Origin of the sequence: Kocuria nitroreducens (assembly GCF_042879195.1) — a bacterium.
Taxonomy (GTDB): Bacteria; Actinomycetota; Actinomycetes; order Actinomycetales; family Micrococcaceae; genus Kocuria; species Kocuria nitroreducens.
The window spans coordinates 102,339-122,322 of the sequence record NZ_JBHZTC010000005.1 but is presented as its reverse complement, the minus strand read 5'-3'; the positions used below and the strand labels follow the sequence as shown (position 1 = coordinate 122,322).

The 19,984-nt window shown below is 73.2% G+C and carries 17 protein-coding genes, 1 pseudogene and 1 riboswitch; of the genes and pseudogenes, 10 read left to right on the top strand and 8 right to left on the bottom strand.

The genetic code is table 11. The features are described from left to right. Window positions 1-93 precede the first annotated feature (93 nt). Window positions 94-1,158 (top strand): Gfo/Idh/MocA family protein, encoded by a 1,065-nt coding sequence (locus ACFYE1_RS04765; protein ID WP_387740516.1) that lies wholly within the window; start codon window positions 94-96, stop codon window positions 1,156-1,158. A gap of 34 nt (window positions 1,159-1,192) precedes the next feature. Here ACFYE1_RS04765 and purU read toward each other — a convergent pair whose 3' ends face one another. From purU to ACFYE1_RS04745, 4 genes are all read right to left on the bottom strand, one after another. Beyond that, entirely contained in the window at window positions 1,193-2,059 is an 867-nt protein-coding gene (gene purU / locus ACFYE1_RS04760; protein ID WP_387740514.1) for a formyltetrahydrofolate deformylase, read from the bottom strand. A gap of 627 nt (window positions 2,060-2,686) precedes the next feature. Further along, on the bottom strand, window positions 2,687-3,832 hold the full coding sequence (locus ACFYE1_RS04755; protein WP_387740512.1) for a VIT1/CCC1 transporter family protein: 1,146 nt from the start codon (window positions 3,830-3,832) through the stop codon (window positions 2,687-2,689). Window positions 3,833-4,093: 261 nt separating this feature from the next. Continuing rightward, window positions 4,094-5,506: a TY-Chap domain-containing protein gene (locus ACFYE1_RS04750; RefSeq protein WP_387740509.1), complete on the bottom strand. Its 1,413-nt coding sequence runs from the start codon at window positions 5,504-5,506 to the stop codon at window positions 4,094-4,096. A 201-nt stretch (window positions 5,507-5,707) separates the two neighbouring features. Then, the gene (locus ACFYE1_RS04745) at window positions 5,708-9,070 is read right to left on the bottom strand and encodes a DEAD/DEAH box helicase (protein ID WP_387740508.1); all 3,363 of its coding nucleotides are present in this window, start codon (window positions 9,068-9,070) and stop codon (window positions 5,708-5,710) included. A 120-nt stretch (window positions 9,071-9,190) separates the two neighbouring features. Between ACFYE1_RS04745 and ACFYE1_RS04740 the strand changes: the two genes are divergently transcribed. Continuing rightward, the gene (locus tag ACFYE1_RS04740) at window positions 9,191-12,316 is read left to right on the top strand and encodes a hypothetical protein (protein ID WP_387740506.1); all 3,126 of its coding nucleotides are present in this window, start codon (window positions 9,191-9,193) and stop codon (window positions 12,314-12,316) included. Window positions 12,317-12,409: 93 nt separating this feature from the next. Here ACFYE1_RS04740 and ACFYE1_RS04735 read toward each other — a convergent pair. Beyond that, a pseudogene (locus tag ACFYE1_RS04735) lies at window positions 12,410-12,877 on the bottom strand (GMC oxidoreductase); the annotation flags it as partial. Between the two features lie 119 nt (window positions 12,878-12,996). Between ACFYE1_RS04735 and ACFYE1_RS04730 the strand changes: the two are divergent. The 5 genes from ACFYE1_RS04730 (at window position 12,997) to ACFYE1_RS04710 (ending at window position 14,970) form a co-directional block, all read left to right on the top strand. Further along, window positions 12,997-13,527, top strand: a complete 531-nt coding sequence (locus tag ACFYE1_RS04730; RefSeq protein ID WP_387740503.1) for a TetR/AcrR family transcriptional regulator — start codon at window positions 12,997-12,999, stop codon at window positions 13,525-13,527. A 3-nt stretch (window positions 13,528-13,530) separates the two neighbouring features. Beyond that, entirely contained in the window at window positions 13,531-13,878 is a 348-nt protein-coding gene (locus tag ACFYE1_RS04725) for a DMT family transporter (protein WP_387740501.1), read from the top strand. Beyond that, window positions 13,875-14,201 carry a DMT family transporter gene (locus tag ACFYE1_RS04720; RefSeq protein ID WP_387740498.1) on the top strand — a complete coding sequence of 109 codons (327 nt, stop codon included), beginning with the start codon at window positions 13,875-13,877 and terminating at the stop codon, window positions 14,199-14,201. The genes ACFYE1_RS04725 and ACFYE1_RS04720 overlap by 4 nt, the downstream gene beginning before the upstream one ends. A 214-nt stretch (window positions 14,202-14,415) precedes the next feature. Next, complete coding sequence (gene cspE / locus ACFYE1_RS04715) at window positions 14,416-14,622, top strand: transcription antiterminator/RNA stability regulator CspE (protein WP_017832155.1); 207 nt, start codon at window positions 14,416-14,418, stop codon at window positions 14,620-14,622. A 162-nt stretch (window positions 14,623-14,784) separates the two neighbouring features. Further along, complete coding sequence (locus ACFYE1_RS04710) at window positions 14,785-14,970, top strand: hypothetical protein (RefSeq protein WP_387740495.1); 186 nt, start codon at window positions 14,785-14,787, stop codon at window positions 14,968-14,970. A gap of 183 nt (window positions 14,971-15,153) precedes the next feature. Here ACFYE1_RS04710 and ACFYE1_RS04705 read toward each other — a convergent pair whose 3' ends face one another. Then, the gene (locus ACFYE1_RS04705) at window positions 15,154-15,450 is read right to left on the bottom strand and encodes a hypothetical protein (protein ID WP_387740493.1); all 297 of its coding nucleotides are present in this window, start codon (window positions 15,448-15,450) and stop codon (window positions 15,154-15,156) included. Between the two features lie 431 nt (window positions 15,451-15,881). Continuing rightward, a riboswitch (SAM riboswitch) is annotated at window positions 15,882-16,007 on the top strand. A 13-nt stretch (window positions 16,008-16,020) separates the two neighbouring features. On the opposite strand from ACFYE1_RS04705, the gene ACFYE1_RS04700 reads away from it, so the two are divergent. Next, window positions 16,021-16,206, top strand: coding sequence for a hypothetical protein (locus ACFYE1_RS04700; RefSeq protein WP_387740490.1), 186 nt, complete (start codon window positions 16,021-16,023; stop codon window positions 16,204-16,206). An 11-nt stretch (window positions 16,207-16,217) separates the two neighbouring features. Continuing rightward, window positions 16,218-16,601, top strand: a complete 384-nt coding sequence (locus ACFYE1_RS04695) for a hypothetical protein (RefSeq protein ID WP_387740487.1) — start codon at window positions 16,218-16,220, stop codon at window positions 16,599-16,601. 3 nt (window positions 16,602-16,604) lie between these two features. Here ACFYE1_RS04695 and ACFYE1_RS04690 read toward each other — a convergent pair whose 3' ends face one another. Next, window positions 16,605-17,774 carry a glycosyltransferase family 4 protein gene (locus tag ACFYE1_RS04690; RefSeq protein ID WP_387740484.1) on the bottom strand — a complete coding sequence of 390 codons (1,170 nt, stop codon included), beginning with the start codon at window positions 17,772-17,774 and terminating at the stop codon, window positions 16,605-16,607. Window positions 17,775-17,889: 115 nt separating this feature from the next. On the opposite strand from ACFYE1_RS04690, the gene ACFYE1_RS04685 reads away from it, so the two are divergent. Next, window positions 17,890-19,530, top strand: a complete 1,641-nt coding sequence (locus ACFYE1_RS04685; RefSeq protein ID WP_387740655.1) for a cell division protein PerM — start codon at window positions 17,890-17,892, stop codon at window positions 19,528-19,530. Here ACFYE1_RS04685 and ACFYE1_RS04680 read toward each other — a convergent pair. After that, complete coding sequence (locus tag ACFYE1_RS04680; RefSeq protein WP_387740482.1) at window positions 19,416-19,925, bottom strand: hypothetical protein; 510 nt, start codon at window positions 19,923-19,925, stop codon at window positions 19,416-19,418. The two genes, ACFYE1_RS04685 and ACFYE1_RS04680, sit on opposite strands and share 115 nt — an antisense overlap. Window positions 19,926-19,984: the final 59 nt, after the last annotated feature.

Sequence of the window (19,984 nt, the reverse complement as noted above, 5' to 3'; positions counted from 1 at the left end):
CCGCGCCGGAGCCGACGCCGGTCCCGCTTCTCGACGACCCGGGTGGCGGCACCGGTCCCACAGCAACTCCGCCTACCGAAAGGTGCTCTTGACATGACCGTCCGGATCGGGCTGATCGGCGCCGGCCGCATCGGCGCCATGCACGCCGCCCACCTCGCCGCCCTGCGCGATCCCGGGGGCGAACCGGCTGTGCGGCTCAGCCTCACGGACGCCGTGCCCGAGCAGGCGGCCGCCGTGGCAGGCCGGACGGGTGCGGCACCGCGGCCGACGGTCCAGGCGCTGCTCGACGACGGCGTGGACGGCCTCGTGGTCGCGACCGGCACGGCCACGCACCCGGATCTGGTCCGGGTCGGTCTGGCAGCGGGGCTGCCGGTCTTCTGCGAGAAGCCGGTGGCGCTGTCCGTCGAGGAGGCGCTGCCCCTGCTCGACGAGATCGAGCGCGGACAGGGCGTGGTGCAGATCGGTCACCAGCGCCGCTTCGACCCCGGCTACGTCCGTGCCCGGGAGCTCTACGCCGCGGGCGAGCTGGGCTGGTTGCACACCGTGCGCGCCGTGACCGGTGACATGACCCCGCCGCCTGTCGAGTTCCTCGCCACGTCGGGAGGACTGTTCCGGGACTGCTCCGTGCACGACGTCGACGTCCTCCGGTGGATCACCGGCCGCGAGGTCGTCGAGGTCTACGCGCGCGGGTCCAACCGCGGGGATCCCCGGATCGGCGAGGTGGGCGACGTCGACACCGCGCTGGCCGTGCTCACCCTCGACGACGGCACGGTGGCGACCGTGGCGGCGACTCGCTACAACGGCGCGGGCCACGACGTGCGCCTCGAGCTGCAGGGCTCGAAGGGCTCGGTGGCCGTCGGGATGGACGAGCACATGGCCCTGCGCTCGGCCGAGCCCGGGGTCGGGTTCCCGGCCGGGCCGCCGCACACGACGTTCCACGAGCGCTTCGCCGAGGCCTACCGCCGTGAGATGGCGGCCTTCGTGCAGGTGGTGCGCGGGGAGATCCCGAGTCCCTGCACGGCCCGTGACGCCGTGGCCGCCTCCCGGGTGGCCGACGCCGCGCAGCGCTCGCTCGAGACGGGCGCCGCGGTCCGGGTGGAGCCGCTCAGGACGTCCGACGGCCCTGCGTGGACGGTTCCGGGCCCGGCCCGAGCGTGAGTGCGCCCGGCCCTCCTGCGGTGCGGGGGCCGGGTCAGACCAGGACGATGGTGCGGTTGCCGGAGAGCACCACGCGCCCCTCGGCGTGCCACTTCACCGCGCGGGACAGCGCCTGCATCTCGGCGTCCCGGCCCACGGCCACGAGATCCGCCGGGGTGTGGGCGTGGTCCACGGGCATGACGCGCTGGGCGATGATCGGCCCCTCGTCGAGGTCCGCCGTCACGTAGTGGGCAGTGGCTCCTACCATCTTCACACCCCGGGCGTAGGCCTGGTGGTAGGGCTTGGCGCCCTTGAACGAGGGCAGGAACGAGTGGTGGATGTTGATGCACCGTCCCGACAGCTCGCGGGTCAGCTCGTCGGAGAGCACCTGCATGTAGCGGGCCAGCACGACCAGCTCGACGTCGTAGCGGTCCACGAGGTCGAGCAGTCTGCCCTCGGCCTGCGGCTTGGTCTCGGCCGTGACGGGGATGTGGTGGAAGGGGACCTCGTGCCACTCCACGAGGCTCTTGTGGTCGAGGTGGTTGGAGACCACGGCCACGATCTCGATGGGCAGCTCGCCGATCCGGGTGCGGTGCAGCAGGTCCGTGAGGCAGTGGGAGAAGCGGGACACCATGACGAGCACCCGGGTCCGGCGCTGCACGGAGACCAGCCGGAACCGCATGTCGTGCTGGTCCGCCACCGGGCCGAAGCCCTCGGTCAGGGACGCCACGGTGGCCGTGCCGGCCTCGCTGACGGTGTGGCAGCGGATGAAGAACTCGTCGGTGAAGCGGTCGGAGAAGTGCTTGACGTCGAAGATGTCGCAGCCCTGCTGGGTGAGGTTGGACGTGATGGCGCTCACGAGCCCGTGGGCCTCGGGGCAGTGGACGGTCAGGACGTGTTCGACGGTCCCCTGGGCGGGCATGGGCGGGCTCCTCGGCGCTGGTGACGGGTGCGCCGCGCGGTCCGGTCTCGACGACGGCGGGCGCGGCCCTACGATCCTAGCCCCAGCGGACAGGGAGCCCGGACGCCGTGCCGCGCGGGGCGACCGGTGCGGAGGACGTGCGGTGTAGACCGATGGCCGCGGGAACGGGCGGTAGGAGTCCGCCCGGCGCGGGGAGAGATGCGCCTCCCATGGAGGACCCGCGGCCATCGGCAGGCGTTGAACGCCTCAACAGAGGAGAGCCGTGGGCTGAGCGGCTTTCAGAACACGGGTGCCGCAGACGGTGCACCCCCCAGTGCGTCCGAATCGGTCCGACCCGTGCAATTTCCCCCATTGCTGTGGTTCTCACCACGATCGCAACCTTATCCGAACCGGTACCGCGTCCGCACCCGGTTTCCCCAGGGAATTCCCGGGCGGGACCGCGCACGTCCGGTTGCGGGGACGTCCCGGGCCGGCCGGACGGGTCCCGAGGCGGTGCAACCACGGGGAAACCAGGCGCTGACCAGCCCTTTCGTGGGCGGACAGCCCGCTGCACACCCCCTCGGCCTCCCCGTCTGTCCGCTGAAGTGAGGACAGCATCCGTTCACGTTGGTGACGTTCGGCGGTCGGTCAGGCAACGCTCGTGTTGAACAGCAGGCCGAGGAGGTAGGTGGCCAGGGCGGCGCCGTAGCCGATGGCCAGCTGGCGCAGCCCGCGCTTCCAGGGGGAGGCCCCGGAGAGCATGCCGACCAGGCCTCCCGTGACCAGCAGGGCGAGCCCGACCAGCACGAGGGCGACGAGCATCGCGGGGAGGCCGGTGAGACCAGCGAGGTACGGCAGGATCGGGACGATCGCCCCGGAGGCGAAGAAGCAGAAGCTGGACGCGGCGGCCCCCAGGTCCGTGCCCAGGGCCACGGTGGAGCGCGGCTCCGGCTCGTCCTCGACGGTGTCCTGGAACGACCGGGAGGGGTCGCAGTCGCACTCGAAGAAGCCCAGCCGCTCCGCGGCGCGGTGCTCGGCGGCCTCCTCGCTCATGCCCCGCGCCCGGTAGATCAGCACGAGCTCGTTGGCGTCCAGGTCCAGGTTCGGCGCCACGTGCAGCGTCACCTGGGTCGGCTGCGAGGCGTCGAGCAGCTCGCGCTGCGAGCGCACGGACACGAACTCCCCGGCCCCCATGGACAGCGCGCCGGCGAGCAGGCCGGCGATCCCCGCGAAGAGCACCATCCCGGGGGAGGTGCCGGTGGCGCCCACGCCCATGACCAGTGCGAGGTTGGACACGAGGCCGTCGTTGGCGCCGAAGACCGCCGCCCGGAAGTTGCCGGAGAGCTTGTGCCGGCCCTCGGTGGCGAGCGCGCGGATGATCTCCTCGTGCACGGCCTCGTCGGCCGCCATGGCGTCGGACGCGTCCTCTTCCCGCTCGTAGGGGGAGCGGCTCTCGGCGCGCTGGATCAGGGCCAGGACGAAGACGGAGCCGAAGTGCGTGGCGAGGAAGATCAGCATCCGGGAGTACAGGGACGGCCGGGCCTCGGAATCCGCGTGGGGGCCGAGAAGCCGGACCCAGTGCTCGGCGTGGCGCTGCTCGGCCTCGGCGACCTGGTGCAGGATCTCCTGCTCCCGGCCGGTGCTGCGGGCGGCGAGGAGACGGTAGATCCGCGCCTCGGCGCGTTCCTCGGCGAGGTACTTGCGCCAGCGGCGGACCTGCCCGCGATCCGGTCGGGGCGGGCGGGCAGGGTCTCCCCGGGGGGTGGTGGAGTGGGCGTCGGGTGCAGGTGTCATCGGGCCTCCTCGGAACCGGGACGGCCTCGGGCGGCACGGGGCGCGCGGGGTCCGACCGGGGGTGCGGTGTCGTCCGGAAGGTCTCGTTCGCCCGCGGGCGCGGGTGGGCTGCCGGGACTCCTCGTCGAGACCGGGATGGCGACAGACCGACGGGTGCGCGGCACCCGCGAACTACTCCCCTTCGCTTCCCGACGAGCGTAGACCCGCGGTGTCGGCCCCGGGGTTCGGTGCGCCGAAGCCGTGCGCGGCGCTCAGCGGGGCTCAGGAGTCGACGGTGTCCGGCTCCGCCGGAGTGCGCCACTGCCGTCGGTCGGGGGCGATCACGGAGGCCTCGTCCCGGGCCTCCGCGGGGAAGGAGCCCACGCCCCAGTGGAAGCGGTACGGGTCGGAGCAGCCCCAGCCGAAGCGCAGGCCCTCGACGAGCTTCTGCGCCGCCTCCGGGAAGCCCAGCGGGGCAGTGGTCCACGGCTGGTCCCGGGCCGTGGGGTCGTTCCACTCGTCCTCGTGGAAGAAGGTGGCGTCCACGGGCCAGGCCGCGTGCGTGAGCTGCCCGCCCGAGAGCACGGCGCACTCCACGCCGTGCGGGCCGACCCCGGCCCATGCGACGGGCGCCTCCGACCGGGCGTCGTCGCGCTCGTACTCCACGACGAGGAAGTCGTTCCAGGGCAGCCGGGCCAGCACCGTGGCGATGAGCCGGCGCAGGTCCTCCCACACGTCCTCGCCGGCCGTCGGGGTGGCCGCGTCCGGCAGGACCACGCCGATGCCGGCGCGGCCCAGCATCTCCTGGGCCTCCGGCGTGGCCAGGTCGGACCAGGTCCTCGTGTCGGCGAAGCCGTCCGCCGGGGGCTCCCCGGCCGGCTGGCGTGCGGAGGCGAAGCGCATGGCCTCCTCCCAGGAGCCGAAGAACCGGCGGACGCCGTCGAAGTAGGGCCGGGGGGTGTCACCCGCCTTCTGCTCGACGACCCACCGGCCGTACCGGGCCGTGGTCGGGTGGTGACCGGTGCTGCGGCAGTGGGAGAGGAACGCCGTCACGGCGGTCGCGTACTCCTCCTCCGTGAAGACGTGCTCGAGGGCGGGCTCGGCGCCGGCCCGCAGCCCGATCCGCTCGAGCGCCACGTCCCACCGTCCGCCGCCCAGGCGCTGGGTGACGATGCGCTCGGGCACGGGCCAGTGGTGGGCGAGCACGCACAGGAAGTCGGACTCCGTGCACAGCCCCAGCCGCGCGATCTCGTAGCTGTGCGCGCTGAGGGGGCGGCAGGAGGACTTCTGGTCGCAGTGCCGCTGGGCGGCCCCGATCAGCCCCAGGGTCCGCCGGGTGAGCGAGCCGTCGGCGTCGGACGCCGCGAGCAGCCCCGTGACGTCACGGACCAGGGCCGCGCTCAGGTTCAGGGCCGCGTAGTCGGGGGCCGGGGTCAGGCCGAGGTGCTGGGCCATGACGAGCCACACGCCGGCGCCGACCGCGCCGTCGTTGACGTCCGGGGCGGAGGCGTCCTGCGGGAAGCGCTGCCCCAGGTGCGCGATCGCCGCGTCCAGCAGGGCGGTCGACTCCTCCGGGAAGAGCAGCTGGAAGCGCATCCGCACCTGACCGCGGGTCATCCCGCGGTCGGCCATCGCCTGGATCAGCGAGCCATAGCGCTGCACGAAAGCAGCGAGACCCGCCGCGGCGTGAGGCATGGAGGATCCTCCGGTCGGATGGTCGGAACGGCTCGGGGAAGGCACCCGGGCCGTGGTGGCCGCGTCATCGTGCGACAGCACGCCGCCGCACGACACCGCGCAGTTCCGATGCTAGTCCGTGCCCGCAGGTGCCTGCGCACGTCGGGCGAATGTGACCCTCTGATGACGGGTCCGGGAACAGCCCGTGAACGAATCCGCAGGTCAGAGCGTGAGCAGTCCCCGGATGTCCTCGGCGGTGAGGGCGCTGGAGAACATCCTGTCGTCGTCCAGCACGGCGGTGAACAGTCTGGCCTTGCGCTCCTTGAGCTCCATGACCTTCTCCTCGATCGTGTCCCGGGCCACGAGCCGGTAGACCATGACCTTCTTCTGCTGGCCGATGCGGTGGGTCCGGTCCACGGCCTGCGCCTCGGTCGCCGGGTTCCACCAGGGGTCCAGGAGGAAGCAGTAGTCCGCCTGGGTGAGGTTGAGCCCGAAGCCGCCGGCCTTGAGGCTCACCAGGAACACGGGGACCTCGCCGGACGTGAACCGGTCCAGCACCCGGGCCCGGTCCGTCGTCGAACCGTCGAGGTAGGCGTAGGGGATCCGCAGCTCGTCCAGGCGTGCCGCCGCCTTCTTGAGGAAGCTCGTGAACTGGCTGAACACCAGGGGCCGGTGGCCCTCCGCCACGATCTCGGGCAGGTGCTCGAAGAGCAGGTCGAGCTTGCTCGAGGAGACCTCCGCGGTGGGATCCACCAGGGACGCGTCGAGGCTGAGCAGGCGCAGGGTGGTCAGGGACTGGAAGATCGTGAACCGGTTGCGGTCGAGGTCGCGCAGCAGGCCCAGGACCTTCTGCCGCTCGCGCTGCAGGCGCGTGTCGTAGATGCGGCGGTGCGCGGGGGAGAGCTCCACCTCGATGGTCTGCTCGAGCTTGGGAGGAAGCTCCAGGTCCACGGACTCCTTGGTGCGGCGGAGCATGAGCGGCTTGACGCGGCGGCGCAACTGGGCCAGCGCGGCGGCGTCCTCCCCGCGCTCGATGGGGCGCTGGTAGGTCTCGGTGAACTTCCGCCGGGAGGGGAACAGGCCGGGCGCGGTCAGGGACAGCAGCGCCCACAGCTCCACGAGGCTGTTCTCGAGCGGGGTGCCCGTGATCGCCAGCTTGAACGGGGCGTCGAGGTCCTTCGCGGCCCGGTGCGCCTTGGTCCGGGGGTTCTTCACGAACTGCGCCTCGTCGAGGAGCACCCCCGCCCAGGTCAGCGCCCGGTAGGCGGGCTCGTCCAGGCGCAGCAGGGTGTAGGAGGTCACCACCACGCGGGCGCCCGCCGCGGAGTCCGCGAGCTCGGTGCCGGCCTTGACCTGCGTGTCGGTCACGCCCACGACCGGCAGGGACGGGGCGAAGCGCCGGATCTCCGCCGTCCAGTTCGGCACAACGGAGGTCGGGGCGACCACCAGGAACGGCGGGAGGTCCGGGTCGCGCTCGACGGCGCGGCAGATCAGGGCGATCGCCTGTACGGTCTTGCCCAGCCCCATGTCGTCGGCGAGGATCCCGCCCAGGCCGTGGTCCCACAGCACGCTCAGCCACGCGTAGCCGTCGCGCTGGTACGGGCGCAGCTCGGCGTGCAGGGTCGCGGGGACGGGGGGCGCCTCGACGGTCTCGAGTTCGAGCAGGGAGCGCACCCCCTCCCGCCAGGCCTCGGCCTGGTCCGTGTCCGTCGCGACGTCCTCGAAGTCCTGCCACAGCCCGGCCTGGTGCCGGTGGATGCGCAGCGGCCCCTCGGAGGTGTCCTGCAGTGAGCGCGCCTCGGCGATGAGCTCGCGCAGCCGGTCGAACTCCGGGCGGTCCAGGGAGAACCAGGACCCGTCCGGGGCCAGCATCACGTCCTGGCCGAGGTCGAGGGCACGGAAGACGTCGGCGAAGGAGATGTAGAACTCGCCCACCTTGACGGTGACCCCCAGGTCGAACCAGTCGCGGCGCTCCGTGGCGGCGGTGCTGACGGTGATGGTGGGCGGGTCGGCGATCTGCTGGTAGGCCCGGCGCCCGCCGGTGTGCTCGATCCGCAGGTCGGGGACCTTCTCGAGGGCGGGCAGCCACTCGCGCACGAGCACCAGGGCGTCCTGGGCCACGTAGCTCGAGCGGCGGAAGTCCACGCCCGGGGCCCGGTGCCGGACCGCGGCGGTGACCGCCGTCTCCCAGGAGGACTCGCGGTGCACGGGCTCGTCGGCGAGCGGGTCCTCGGGGCGGAAGGGCAGCAGGATCCGGTCGTGGCCCTTCTGGTACTCCCACTCCCAGCGGGCGCGGATCGTGAGTTCCTGGTGCTCCAGGGTGAGCACCAGTTCGGGGTCCGCGACCTGCGGCAGCTCGATGGACCCGTCCCCGGTGTCCACGTCCATGCTGCGGTGCAGCCGCGGGAAGTAGCGGTCGAAGAACTCCTCGACCTCGTCCTCGGGGATCCGCAGCCCTCCCGCCGTGTCCAGGAACCGCCGCTGCTCGCGGGTGAGCCGCGTGGCCAGGGGCACGAGCCGCAGCGGGAAGACGTTGAGGTCCTCGGTGTCGGCGACGTTCTGCGGGTCCCCGTCGGGGGAGAACAGCCCGTGCCCGGGGTCACCGATGATCCGGGCGGTGCCGAGGGCGATCCGCCGGCCGCCGCTGTCCACCGTGGGCCGCAGTTCCAGGTCCTTCCCGGGTCCGCGCAGCACGTCCACGTGGAAGCGTCCCGGCCCCTCGACCGTCACGGGCAGCCCGTGCTCCCGGCCGACCAGGGTGATCCCGGCGGCCTCCGCCCGGGCGAGGATGCCCCACAGCAGGGGGGAGGCGTAGGAGTCGAGCCGGATCCAGTGCCGGTCGTGCACCGCGTAGGGGGAACGGGTGGCGCTCAGCGCCCGGAGCTCGTCGAACCAGTCGACCTGCGCCGGGCTCAGCGACCACCGGCCGGCGTCGGCGGTGACGCTCTCCCAGTCCAGCCCGCCCTTGATCCATCCGCCCCGCCGCCCTCGGCGCACCGGGCGGACGTACAGGTGCCACGGCGAGCCCGCGCGGCCCGTGCCGTGCACGTACCGGTAGGGCTCCCGGCGAAGGTCGAACTCCAGGGCCACCCCCTCGGGCTCCTCGGAGGGCGGTTCCGTGGGGCCCGGCCCGCCCAGGATCTCGGTCAGGGCGTCCTTCCAGTCGGGTGCCCCGCCCCGTCGCGCGGACGCGAGGCCCACCGGGGACGCGGGATCCTCCCGGGCCGCGGCGCCGGCCGGGGACGACGGCGCCGCGGTCCCGCCCGGCTGGTGGGCCCGGACCGCGGTCTCGAAGTTGTGGCGCAGCACCGTGGCGACGGCGTGCTTGCAGAACCCCCCGGCCGGGCAGCTGCACCACGCGGGCCCCGGCGCGCCGTGCGCCCCGACGTGCACGGAGACCGAGTACACCGACCCGGAGCCCTCGACCTCGGCGGAGAGGCTGCCGGCCCCCTCGGTCCCCGGGGACCACCGCACGGTGCGGACGCGCCCGGTGCGGAAGTACTCCTGGCCGCGGCGGAAGACGGCGGGCCCGGAGGCGGCGACGAGCCGCCGGGAGGCCACGAGGGGACCGGGAGGGGAGTGCATCGTCCCACCGTATCGGGCCGGGGCGCCGCGCGTGCGGAGCGGTCCTGCGGCCTCTCTATAATCGAGGCGACCCCTCGAACGACGACAGCGGCCCCACGTGCGGCCGCGGACGGAGGACTCGTGCCCGACACTGCTGGGCTCCGCCTCGGAGACCATGCCATTGCCGACAGTGCCGAGGAGCTCGCCCACCTCCGCTGGAACGATGCCGTCAGCGCGGCCTTCTTCGGCCCGGAGCGGGCGGGGGAGCTGATCTACCTCGACCTGGACGACAAGACGCTCGCCGCGATCGGCCAGGACCGCGGCCTCGACGGGCCCTCCGCCCTGCGGGCGCTCGCCGACTCCGTGACGCCCCTGCTGGTGACCGAGGACGGGCGGCGCTCGGTGTTCGACGTGTTCAACCGGCTCAACGGCCAGTGGTACCGCGCCACCCGACGCAGCCTGGACTCCATCGCGGAGATCCCGCCGCCGCCCGTCGTCGCCCTGCTCGCACTGTTCGCCCTCGCCGGGCGGCACATGTCGACCCTGGCCGCGCGGACGGGCAACAAGTCCGTCTCCACGTTCTTCCTGCCCCTGACCGTGCTCCTGCAGGCCGGGCCGGAGAACGCCAAGGCCCTCGAGTCCTCCTTCAAGAAGGACACCGAGGCGTACTGGGACGCGCTGCGCTACTGGCTCGAGCTGCGCAACGGCGAGATCGGCCTGCCCACGGCGTACGCGGTGAACCAGCGGCCGGTCGGGCTCGCACTGTCCCAGACGATGTTCGGCGAGGCCGAGCGGCGCCAGCTGCACCGCATGTTCGAGGACCTGGGCATGACCACCGCCCAGGGCCTGTCCGCCGCCGAGCTCGGCGTCTACCTCGACTTCTGGCTCGACATGGCCGAGACCAAGGCGTCCAAGGCCATGAAGCAGGTCTGGGCGAACCCCCTCACCCGCGAGCCCGGCCTCGAGATCGCCCTGGCCGAGCTGGCGGTCTGGGAGCAGTCCCGCGAGCAGGCCCGCGCCGAGGTGCGCGCCAACGGCCGGGGGCCGGGCCGCAGCGCCGTCAAGTCGTGCTCGCTGTCCCTCACGGACAGCACCGACTACGTGGGCAACCCCGTGTTCGAGCTCGGCTTCGTGGTGCCCAAGCGCTTCCTCACCGGCCGGGAGGTGGAGCTCGAGACCACCGCGGGGCCCCGCACCGTGTTCCTGTCCTTCATCGGGGACGCCTTCCTGGGGGTCTCCGCCTACACCGCGCGGACGGACCCGGGGACGCTGCTGAGCGGGACCCTGCAGCTCAGCGCCGGGGACGTGCGCTTCGAGCGCAACCCGCGCCCCGTCGTGATCTTCGCGAAGGACGGCTTCTCGGACACCTTCATCTCCGTGGACCACATCCCCGCGGCCTGGCCGTGCCGGATCATGGTCCGGGACGAGCCCGAGTGGATCGCCCAGATCAAGCGCATCCTCGACGACTCCGCCTCCCCGGACTACCGCTTCGTCGAGGCCGGCACGCACGGCCTCGCCGAGGGCTGGGTGATGTTCGACGACGTGCAGGTGCTGCGCGCGGGCAACCCGGAGCTCACCGCGAACGACAACTTCTCCGGCCTGGTGCCCCGCCTCGTGCCCGCCGTGACCCTCTCCGGGGGGCTGCGGATCCCCGGCGACGTGGTGCGCTGGTCCGCGCTGCGCCCCCCGCAGGTGACGATCACCTCGGACACGGACGCGCCCCTCACCGTGGAGTGCGAGTGGCGCAACCCGCACTCCTTCAAGCTCGAGAAGGCCAAGCTCGTGGAGGGGCGCGTGCCGCCGTTCCAGATCTCGTTGCACGGCACGCCGATGGCGCGGGCGGACAGGACCCTCAAGCCCAACGACTACACCCTGGTCCTCAAGGCGGGCCGCACGGTCCGGCAGCGCCGCGAGTTCAAGCTCCGGGACTCGTCCTTCCACCTGACCCAGCGCTCCCTCGGCTACGAGGGCGAGATGGTGCACGTCGAGGACGAGCCCCTGTGGCCCGTCACGGCGGGCATCGTGGGAGAGCTGCCCGAGCGGTACGTGCAGGGCGCGTTCGACAACCTGCCCGCACGGGAGGCGGCCGGGGACCACGATGTCCCGGGTGCCCCCGGCTGGCACTCCTCCGAGGGGCAGCTGCTGCTCGAGCGCACCAACGCGCTGCCCGAGCCGGAGGGGCGTTCCTGCCTGGCCACCGGCCGGCACCGCATCGTGCTGCCGGCCATGGAGCCCAAGGCGAAGGCGCCGTGGATCTTCGGGGTGTGCGCCCAGTGCGGGCTGCAGAAGCGCTATCCGGGCCGGCTCACCAAGCCCTCCGCGCTCACCTCCACCGGGTCCGTGGAGGCGCTGCGCTTCATCGGCCCGGACGAGGGGGAGTACCCGACGTCCTGGGCGCCGTTCCGGGACGCCCTCACGTTCCTGGGCGGCGGCAAGCGCTCCAGCCTGTCGATCGTGGCCCGCCAGCTCGAGGACTCCGAGCGGTTCGAGGAGTGGTTCGTGGGCCACCTGCAGGCCCTCGGCTTCCTCGAGGTGGTCCGCGACGAGCACTGGACGGTGCGGCGCTGGCAGGTCTGCGGGCCCTCCCTCACCCAGCTCGTGGACGGCTCCGTCCTGCTCACGGGCGGCTGGACGCCCGAGAAGGAGGCAGTGGTCGCGGAGGCGGCCGCGGCGCAGGAGGCGTCCGTGGTGGTGCTCTCCCCGGAGGACCACGGGACCACCCTGCTGCAGGACGTGGACCTCGGGACGCTGCAGACGGCGCTGCCGGTGGGGCTGTGCGACGTCGTCTTCGACGCCGGGCCCGCGATGCTGGAGACCCTGCCCCCGCTGTCCGAGGTCGAGGAGCAGCTGCGCCGCGCGGAGATGCAGTACAACGGGGTGGCCGAGCGCTTCGTCCCCGAGGACGCCACGTGGGAGCCCACCGAGGACCGCAACCGGCCGGGGCTGTACCGGATCAACCATCACCACCGGACCCGGTACGCGTTCCGCACTCCGGCCGACGTCGAGTCCGGCCACGCCCGGTTCGTGGCCTCGGGCATCGGCAAGCACCTCGCGGCCCGGCAGGCGGGGGTGCCGATCGTCTCCTACGACCCCGAGCTGGAGCTGCTCTCCGTGCCCATCGGCGCGGAACTGGCCGGGCTCTACGCCCGTGCCGCCGTCCTGTGCTCCGGGCTGCTGCCCGCGAAGGTGGACGAGGACTTCTCGCTCAACTACGGGGACGTCACGCCCGAGTTCGCCCAGGTCCTGGTGGACAAGCTGATGAGCTGAGCGGGCGGCTGTGACGGACGGGCCTCGGGCCGGTGTGCGACCCGCGGCCCGTCCGCGTCGGAGAACACGCGGGTGCCGCCGCGGAGGAGGCGCTCAGGCGTCCGCGGCGATCAGCTCCGCCGCGCGCTCCCCGATCATGTAGACGGTGATGTTGGGGTTCACGGTGGTCTACTCCGGCATCACGGAGGCATCGGCCACGCGCAGGCCCGCCACGCCCTTGACCCGCAGCTGCGGGTCGAGCGGGGACTTCGCGTCCCCGGCCGGGCCCATCCGGCAGGACCCGGCCGGGTGGTAGACGGTGTTGTGGGTGCGCCGGACGTAGTCCGCGATCTGCTCGTCGGTCTGCACGTCCTTGCCCGGGAACAGCTCCTCCCCGGCCCACTCGGGCAGCGCCGACTGCGCCACGATCTCGCGGGCCCTGCGGATCCCGGCGGTCATGATGCAGAGATCGTAGCCCTCAGGATCGGTGAAGTAGCGGGGATCGACCCTGGGCTTGTCGCGGAAGTCCCGCGAGCGCAGCCGCACCGTGCCGCGCGAGCGCGCGTGGGTCACGTGGGGCGTGCGGGCCGGGCGGGGGCGGGACGTCGTCGTGCCCCCGGGTCGGTGCGGCGGCGGAGGCCGCCGCACCGGTGGTGAGCAACATGGTGACACCGCCCTTCCGGTTGGTAAAGTCCTTGGTCATGAGCACCTCATCTCGCGACCGGATCCTGGACGGCGCTCTCGAGCTGCTCCGTGCCGGCGGCACGATCTCCCTCGAGTCCGCCGCGCGGCACGTGGGCCTGAGCAAGCCCGGGGTGATGTACCACTTCCGCTCCAAGGAGGCGCTCATGCTCGCCCTGGTGGACCGGGTGATGGACGGCTGGGAGGACCAGATGACCCACCGCCTGCCGGCCCCGGCGGAGCGGGTGCCCGCCCGGGAGCGTCTGCGCGCCTACCTCGACTGGTGCCTGTCCGGGGAGGTCGACGAGGCCGACCTCGTGATGCTCACCGACCCGCGGCTGCGCGGAACGCTCAAGGAGCGCTGGATCGCGCGGGTGACGCCGTGGGTCTCGCTGCCGGAGGACCTTCCGCCCGAGCAGCGGGGCCCGCTGCTGACGGTGCGGCTGATCGCCGACGGCGCGTGGTTCGCCGGCGCCTCGGGCATCCTCGCCCTGGACCCGGACGAGCGGGCGCGGGTCCGGGCGGTGGCCGACGCGCTGCTGGCGGGCTGAGTCGTGACCCGATGGCTGCTGCTGATCGCCGCAGTGCTCAGCGAGGTGGCGGCCACGCTGTCGCTGAAGGCGGCGCTGGACGAGCCCGCCTGGTACGTGCTCGTCGTCAGCGGCTACGGGGCCGCCTTCACGCTCCTGGCCGCCGTGCTGCGCCGCGGCACGCCCGTGGGGGTCGCCTACGGAGTGTGGGCCGCCCTGGGCGTGATGCTCACCGCCCTCGGCGCAGCCGTGGTCTTCGGCGAGCAGCTGAGCCCGGCCGTGCTGGCCGGGATCGCCCTGGTCGTGGCCGGCGTGCTCTGCGTGGAGATCGGCTCCCACCGTCCCACCCGGCCGCAGGAGGAGTCGCCATGACGGCCTGGCTCTTCCTCGCCGTCTCGATCCTCACCGAGGTCGCCGGGACCCTGTCCCTGCGGATGGCCGCCCGGGGCCGCCCCCGCTGGTACGCCGCCGTGGTCGCCGGCTACCTGGTGGCGTTCACCTGCTTGAGCCTCGCCCTGGCCGAGGGCATGGCGCTCGGGGTCGCCTACGGCATCTGGTCGGCCACCGGCGTGGCGCTGACGGCGCTGGCCGGCCGGCTGCTGTTCCGTGAGCCGTTCACCTGGGTGACGGCGGTCGGGGTGGCGCTCATCGTCGGGGGAGTGCTGCTGATCGAGCTGGGCGCCGTGCCCGCCTGAGCGGCTCCTGAGGGAGGGTCCGGTGCCGCCCGTGTGGCGTGCTGCCGGACGTCGTGTAGAGTGGTTCGCAGTTGTTGAGGTTCGTTTTTGTCTTTCAAGCAGTTCGGCCCACTCGGGTGCAGCAGTTTTTCTGAGAAGACGTTTTCCATGCATCACAACTGTCGTGTTTCTCGAACGTCGGGAAACGTTCATCTCATGAAGGATCAGGTCTCCCATGACTACCGGTATCGTCAAGTGGTTCAACGCTGACAAGGGCTTCGGCTTCATCACCCCCGAGGACGGCTCCAAGGACGTCTTCGCTCACTTCTCCGCGATCAACTCGAACGGCTTCCGCTCGCTGAACGAGAACGACCGCGTCGAGTTCGAGACCCAGGACGGCCCCAAGGGCCCCCAGGCCGCGAACATCAACGTCATCTCCTAAGGATCCCTGCGGGCCCCGGCCCGTCGATCCTCCAGAACCGTCGTCGGGCTCCGCCCGGCGGCGGTTCTGTCGTCGTACCCCCCCGGTCACGACGCACCGGGACAGGGCACCGGGCAAGAGCCGCGGGACAGCGTGCCGCGAGAAGCACCAGGAGGAAGTACCGTGATCGTTCCCGATCCGCTCCCCGCCACGGGGGAGCCGGAGGACCCCTTCGTGGTGAACCGGATCTCCGACGCCGAGCTGGACGTCTCCGTGCCCTTCGAGGTCGAGGCGTCCGAGTGGGAGTTCGACGGCTCGGCCGACGAGGCCGGCGGCTGGGGCTCCGCGGGGGACTACGGCCTCGAGTGAGCGCTCCGCGGGCCCGTCCGCGCGCCCGCACCGTCGGGTCCCCGCGCTCTCGTGCTCCTGACCTGTCGCACTCCTGCCGTGTCACGGTCCCGCACCGTTGCACGTACTCGCATCGATCCGCCACCGCGCGACGGAGGCCGCAACCCCGTGGGTTGCGGCCTCCGTCGCGTCCTGGTCCGCCGGCTACGCCGACAGCGGCAGGGACGAGGGGTGGAGCTTGAAGAACGGGTGCCGTCCGGTCGCCGCGAGGGCTCCGGGAACGAGGAGCTGGCGGTACTTGGCGCACCATTGCGCGGTTCCCTCCGTGTGCTCCGCCGCGGCGGCGAGGTCGTCGGCCTCGGGGCTCAGGTACTCCTGCACGTCCCCGTCGGTCGACGTGAGCCGGACGAGGTGCAGATCGGGGAGGGCGGTGACGGTCACGTCGATCCACTCCTCGCGCTGGTCGCTGGTGATGGTTGTTCTTTCTTCGGACATGGTCATGTTTTCTCCTGACGTTCTTGCAGGCATCCGATGCCGTAGCCCGCCGCTTCGTCATCCGATCCACCCGGGAACATCGGGTTGGCGCGCAGCGGGTCGGAGCCTCTCCGCGGACTCGTCGGGGATCGTCGATCTCCTGCCGAGCCCGAGGACGCCGCATCTCGAGAAGCAGATCCAGGCTACCCCGGGGCTCCGACACCACGACAGGCGAGTCATGGGTTGTGTCACCGAAACGTAATGCGTGGGACCAGCGCCGGCACCGTCCCGGGTGTTCGGAGCCCATTCCAGCGCATCGATGTGTCGTCGAGGTGTCGGAGCGGTGACGCCCCGGGGAAGACCGCGCACAGGAAGGCGGCACCGGTCCCGGCCGGGGTGCCGCGCGCGGCGGGGTCCTCGCCGATGTGGTCCTCGCCGATGTGGTTCAATGGGGGAAGCTTCAAGAGACCCGGTCGGCAAGCTCCGACTTGACCGGGCACCAACCCCATGTTCACGGGTGGTTCGGATGACGAAGCGGCTCGCATCGCCGCAGCAGCGGTACCCGGTGCGAGCAAGAGCGCACGAAGGATCCCGGTCATGACCGACCCCCGCCACCCTGCCGCCGCCCGAGCGGGCGCGTTCCCCGAGACCGTCCCGAGCGTCCCGGCGATCAGTGTCTCCGCCATGAGCATCGAGGACTACGCCCGTGTGGTGCAGGTCCGCACCGAGTTCGTGGACTTCCTGCTGGCTCCGGCCCGCGGGGAGCTCGCCGCCGCGGCCTGAGGCCGGTCGCCGTGGACCTCATCCTGGACCGTTCCGTGCTGCTGGGGGTGCGCACCCCGGAGCGCTGCCCCGAGCTGGCCGAGGTCCTGCGCCGGCACGGTCACCGGCGGCTGTTCCTCCCGGCCACGGTGCTCGGTGAGCTGCTCGCCGAGCGGCCCGACGAGACGCTCTGGACGGAGCAGCTCGGGCTGCGCTTCCCGGGCCGGGTGCTGGCGGTGGACGCTGCCGTGGCCCGGGCGTGGGGCGCGCTCGGGGCGGCGGGTGAGGCCGACCCGCTCGCCGGTCTCACGGCGGCCACGGCCCTGGTGCACGGGCTGACCGTGCTCACCACGGAACCCGGCCGGTACACGGGCACCGGGGCGTCCGTGCTGGACGCGTCCCCCGCCCGGCGGTAGCTCTCAGACGGCCCGGTGGTGGCGCCGGCCCCGCCCCTGCGCCGCGAGCGCCACGGCCCGCTCATAGTGCTCGAGCAGCTGTCCGACCAGCACGTCCCACGTCCGGCCCTGGACCGCCGCGTGCGCCGCGGCGCCGAACGCGGCCCGCTTGGCCTCGTCGCCCGTGAGATCCGCCACGTGCCCCCGCAGCGCTCCGAGGTCACCCGGGGGATAGAGCCAGCCGGTGCGGGACCGGTCCACGAGGTCGAGCGGCCCGCCCCGGCCGGTCGCGACCACCGGCACCCCGGAGGCCATGGCCTCCTGGATCGTCTGGCAGAACGTCTCGAACTCGCCGGGATGGACGAACACGTCGAGGGACGCCATGATGCGCGCGAGGTCTGCGCCGCTGCGGCGGCCGGTGAAGTGGGCCCGCGGGAGCCGGCGGCGCAGAGCGTCCTCCTCCGGCCCCGAGCCCACGACCACCAGGCGCGTACCCGGCAGGTCGGCGACCGCGGAGAGGTCCTCGACCTGCTTCTCCGGCGCGATCCGGCCCACGTAGCCGACGATCCGCCGGCCGCCGCCGACCTCCTCCCGCCACCGTTCGTCCCGGTGCCGCGGGGAGAAGCGGGTGGTGTCCACCCCGCGCCGCCACAGGTGCACGTCCTGGACGCCGTGCTCGGTGAGCTGCCGGACCGCCGAGGTGGACGGCGCGAGCGTGAGCGTCGCGAGGTTGTGCATGGAGCGCACGCGCCCCCACAGCAGCTGCTCGAGGAACGGGGCCCCGTACTTGGCCGCGTAGCCGGGCACGTCCGTCTGATAGACCGCCACGCAGGGCACTCCGAGCTGCTGGGCCGCCACGATCGCCCGGCGGCCCAGCACGAAGGGGGAGGCCACGTGGACCACGTCCGGCCGGAAGCGCTCCAGCTGCCGGCGCACCCGCGACACGGTCCCGCCCGCCACCCGCACGGCGGGGTAGCCGGTGAGCGGAACGGCTGGCAGCCGGTGCACCGGCACCCCGTCGAGGTCCTCGACGACCTCCTCCGCGAGGCGCCCGAGCGGCGCGGGCTCGTAGGACGGCGCCAGGACGACGACGTCGTGCCCCCCGGCGACCAGCTGCTCGACGACCCGCAGCACCGAGTGGGTGACTCCGTTCAGGTGGGGGAGGAACTGCTCGGCGACCACGGCGACTCTCATGGGCCCGAGCCTGCCCGGACCCGGCGACCGGCCGGCAAGCGGGGCGTGGCCCGCCGGTGAAGGCGCTGTGAAGCCTCTGCCGGGGCGCCGTCCCGGCGTGGGAGGATGGGCGGTGATGAACTCCCATGGCTCTTCTTCCCCCGCAGCACGCCCCGACCGCCAGGGTGTGCCGATGCCGCTGTGGCTGCAGGGCGTGCTGGAACTCGGCTCCGTGGCCGTGGTGTCCTTCCTGCTGGTCCTGCTGACCGTCCTCATGGTCTGGCTCGCCGACGGCTTCGACACCCTCGGTCTGACCGGCGGGTTCGTGCTCTCCGGTCACGTGTGGCTGCTCGCCCACCTCACCCCTCTCCAGGTGGCCCTGGACCCGGGGGCGGGGCTGCCGGCGACCACCGGGACGCTCAACCTGGTCCCGCTGGGGCTGACCCTCGTCCCGTTCGCGCTCGCCTGGCACGCCGGGAGACGGCTGGCGCGGGCGTGCTGGGAGGGCCAGTTCTGGCAGCCGTACCTCAGTGGCCTGGCCGCCTACTCCGCGTTCGGCGCCGGCGCCGCGCTGCTGTTCAGCCGTGGTGAGGTCTCGGCGAGCCCGGCCACGGCCGCCGTCTTCCCGCTCGTCCCCGTCGCCCTGGGCGGGTTCGTCGGCGCGTACCGGGCCTCGCGGTCGCTGCCGGGGCTGATCGGCGTCAACGCCGCCGCATGGGTCGAGCGCACGAGCCAGTACTCCCGCTGGGCGGGGTCCTACGTGTGGGCGGTGCTGCGGGCAGGCTTCGTCGCGGCCGTCGCCGGGGTGGGGGCCGGGGCGGCCCTGCTCGCCGCCGCCCTGTTCTGGAACTGGAACGACGTGGTGGGCGTCTACCAGCGGCTCGGCACCGGCGTGCCGGGGGACACCGCGCTGACGGGGCTCCAGCTCGGCTACCTGCCCAACCTCGCGGTCTACGCCCTGGCCTGGGCCACGGGCGCGGGCTTCGACGTCGGTGCCGGCACGCACGCCTCGCCGCTGGGCACCGACTCCGGGCCCGTGCCGCTGCTCCCGGCGCTCGCCGCGCTGCCGCCCGCCGAGCTCCCGGCGTGGGCGCTCGTGGTGGTCGTGCTGCCGGTCCTGGCCGGAGTCCTCGCCGGCTGGTGGTTCCTGCGCGAGGGGGAGAACCACCTGGACGACTGGATGGCGCTGCGGCTGCCCGCCCGCTGGATCACGTACCCGCTCTCGACGCTGCTGACCGGGCTCTTCGTGGGCGCGGTCGCGGGCGTGCTGGTCATGCTGCTGAGCTGGCTGGCGCACGGCTCGCTGGGGCTCGGCCGGCTCACGGAGGTGGGGCCGGACGGACCCGCCGTGCTGCTGCTGTTCGGCGCCGAGGTGGCTGTGGGGGCGGCGGTCGGCTGTGTGGTGGGACCGTGGCTGGAGCACGAGCCGCCGTTCGCGCCGCCCCGCGGCGCGGAGGCCGGGGAGGACGGGACGCCGGCCGACCGGCGGGCGGCGGGCCGGCGGCGCCGGGAGGAGTCCGCGGCCCGGCGTGCCATGCGCTCGGCCGGCCGGCGGAACCCGCGGGCGGCACGCGGGCACGGGCCCGGCCAGAGCGCAGCCGACCAGGACGGCCCCGACCGGAGTGCGGCGGACGATCGCCAGGACGCAGCCCCGTGGGCGGATCAGGGACGGGCCGTGGCGGGCTCCGGGTCCGGGGGTGCGTTCGACGTGGACGCGGTTGAGGCGCCCGCGGCGTCGTCCTCCGACGCCGCGGCTGCCGGGCCGCCGGAGAGATAATTCCAGATCCCGTCCTCGAGCTCCTGCTGGCACTGCGCCGCTCCGGAGAGCGTGAGGGTGCCGGCGACGCACTCCTGGTAGGCCTGGGCCACCGGCCACAGGGCCAGGCGGGCTCCGCCGGTGAGCAGGCTCAGGGCGCCCAGCACGATCGCGGCGACCGCGCTCACCACCAGGAGCCGGCGCCGTCCCGTACCGCGGGAGCGCACCAGCGCCGCGATGCCCAGCCCGATCCCGAGGGCCGCCAGCACGACCCCCGCCACGGTCGGCCACAGGGTGGAGCCGACGAGCACCAGGGCGACCGCCGCGCACACCAGTCCGCCTCCTGCCGTGCGGGTCGCGGCGGTGCGTCGTGTGTCCGCGGGGGCTGCCTCGGGGCTCGGGCGGGGAGGGGTCATGCCCTTCACTCTAGGGCACCCCGGGGGCCGGTCCCCGCCCGCCCCACTACACTCGGAGG

Excerpts from the sequence above, each read along its gene's own strand:
- purU (WP_387740514.1), bottom strand. The coding sequence starts at position 2,059 with ATGCCCGCCCAGGGGACCGTCGAACACGTCCTGACCGTCCACTGCCCC.
- ACFYE1_RS04720 (WP_387740498.1), top strand. The coding sequence starts at position 13,875 with ATGACGGCCTGGCTCTTCCTCGCCGTCTCGATCCTCACCGAGGTCGCC.
- ACFYE1_RS04680 (WP_387740482.1), bottom strand. The coding sequence starts at position 19,925 with ATGACCCCTCCCCGCCCGAGCCCCGAGGCAGCCCCCGCGGACACACGA.
- ACFYE1_RS04750 (WP_387740509.1), bottom strand. The coding sequence starts at position 5,506 with ATGCCTCACGCCGCGGCGGGTCTCGCTGCTTTCGTGCAGCGCTATGGC.
- ACFYE1_RS04690 (WP_387740484.1), bottom strand. The coding sequence starts at position 17,774 with ATGAGAGTCGCCGTGGTCGCCGAGCAGTTCCTCCCCCACCTGAACGGA.
- ACFYE1_RS04700 (WP_387740490.1), top strand. The coding sequence starts at position 16,021 with ATGACCGACCCCCGCCACCCTGCCGCCGCCCGAGCGGGCGCGTTCCCC.
- cspE (WP_017832155.1), top strand. The coding sequence starts at position 14,416 with ATGACTACCGGTATCGTCAAGTGGTTCAACGCTGACAAGGGCTTCGGC.
- ACFYE1_RS04745 (WP_387740508.1), bottom strand. The coding sequence starts at position 9,070 with ATGCACTCCCCTCCCGGTCCCCTCGTGGCCTCCCGGCGGCTCGTCGCC.
- ACFYE1_RS04755 (WP_387740512.1), bottom strand. The coding sequence starts at position 3,832 with ATGACACCTGCACCCGACGCCCACTCCACCACCCCCCGGGGAGACCCT.
- ACFYE1_RS04685 (WP_387740655.1), top strand. The coding sequence starts at position 17,890 with ATGAACTCCCATGGCTCTTCTTCCCCCGCAGCACGCCCCGACCGCCAG.
- ACFYE1_RS04705 (WP_387740493.1), bottom strand. The coding sequence starts at position 15,450 with ATGACCATGTCCGAAGAAAGAACAACCATCACCAGCGACCAGCGCGAG.
- ACFYE1_RS04730 (WP_387740503.1), top strand. The coding sequence starts at position 12,997 with ATGAGCACCTCATCTCGCGACCGGATCCTGGACGGCGCTCTCGAGCTG.
- ACFYE1_RS04765 (WP_387740516.1), top strand. The coding sequence starts at position 94 with ATGACCGTCCGGATCGGGCTGATCGGCGCCGGCCGCATCGGCGCCATG.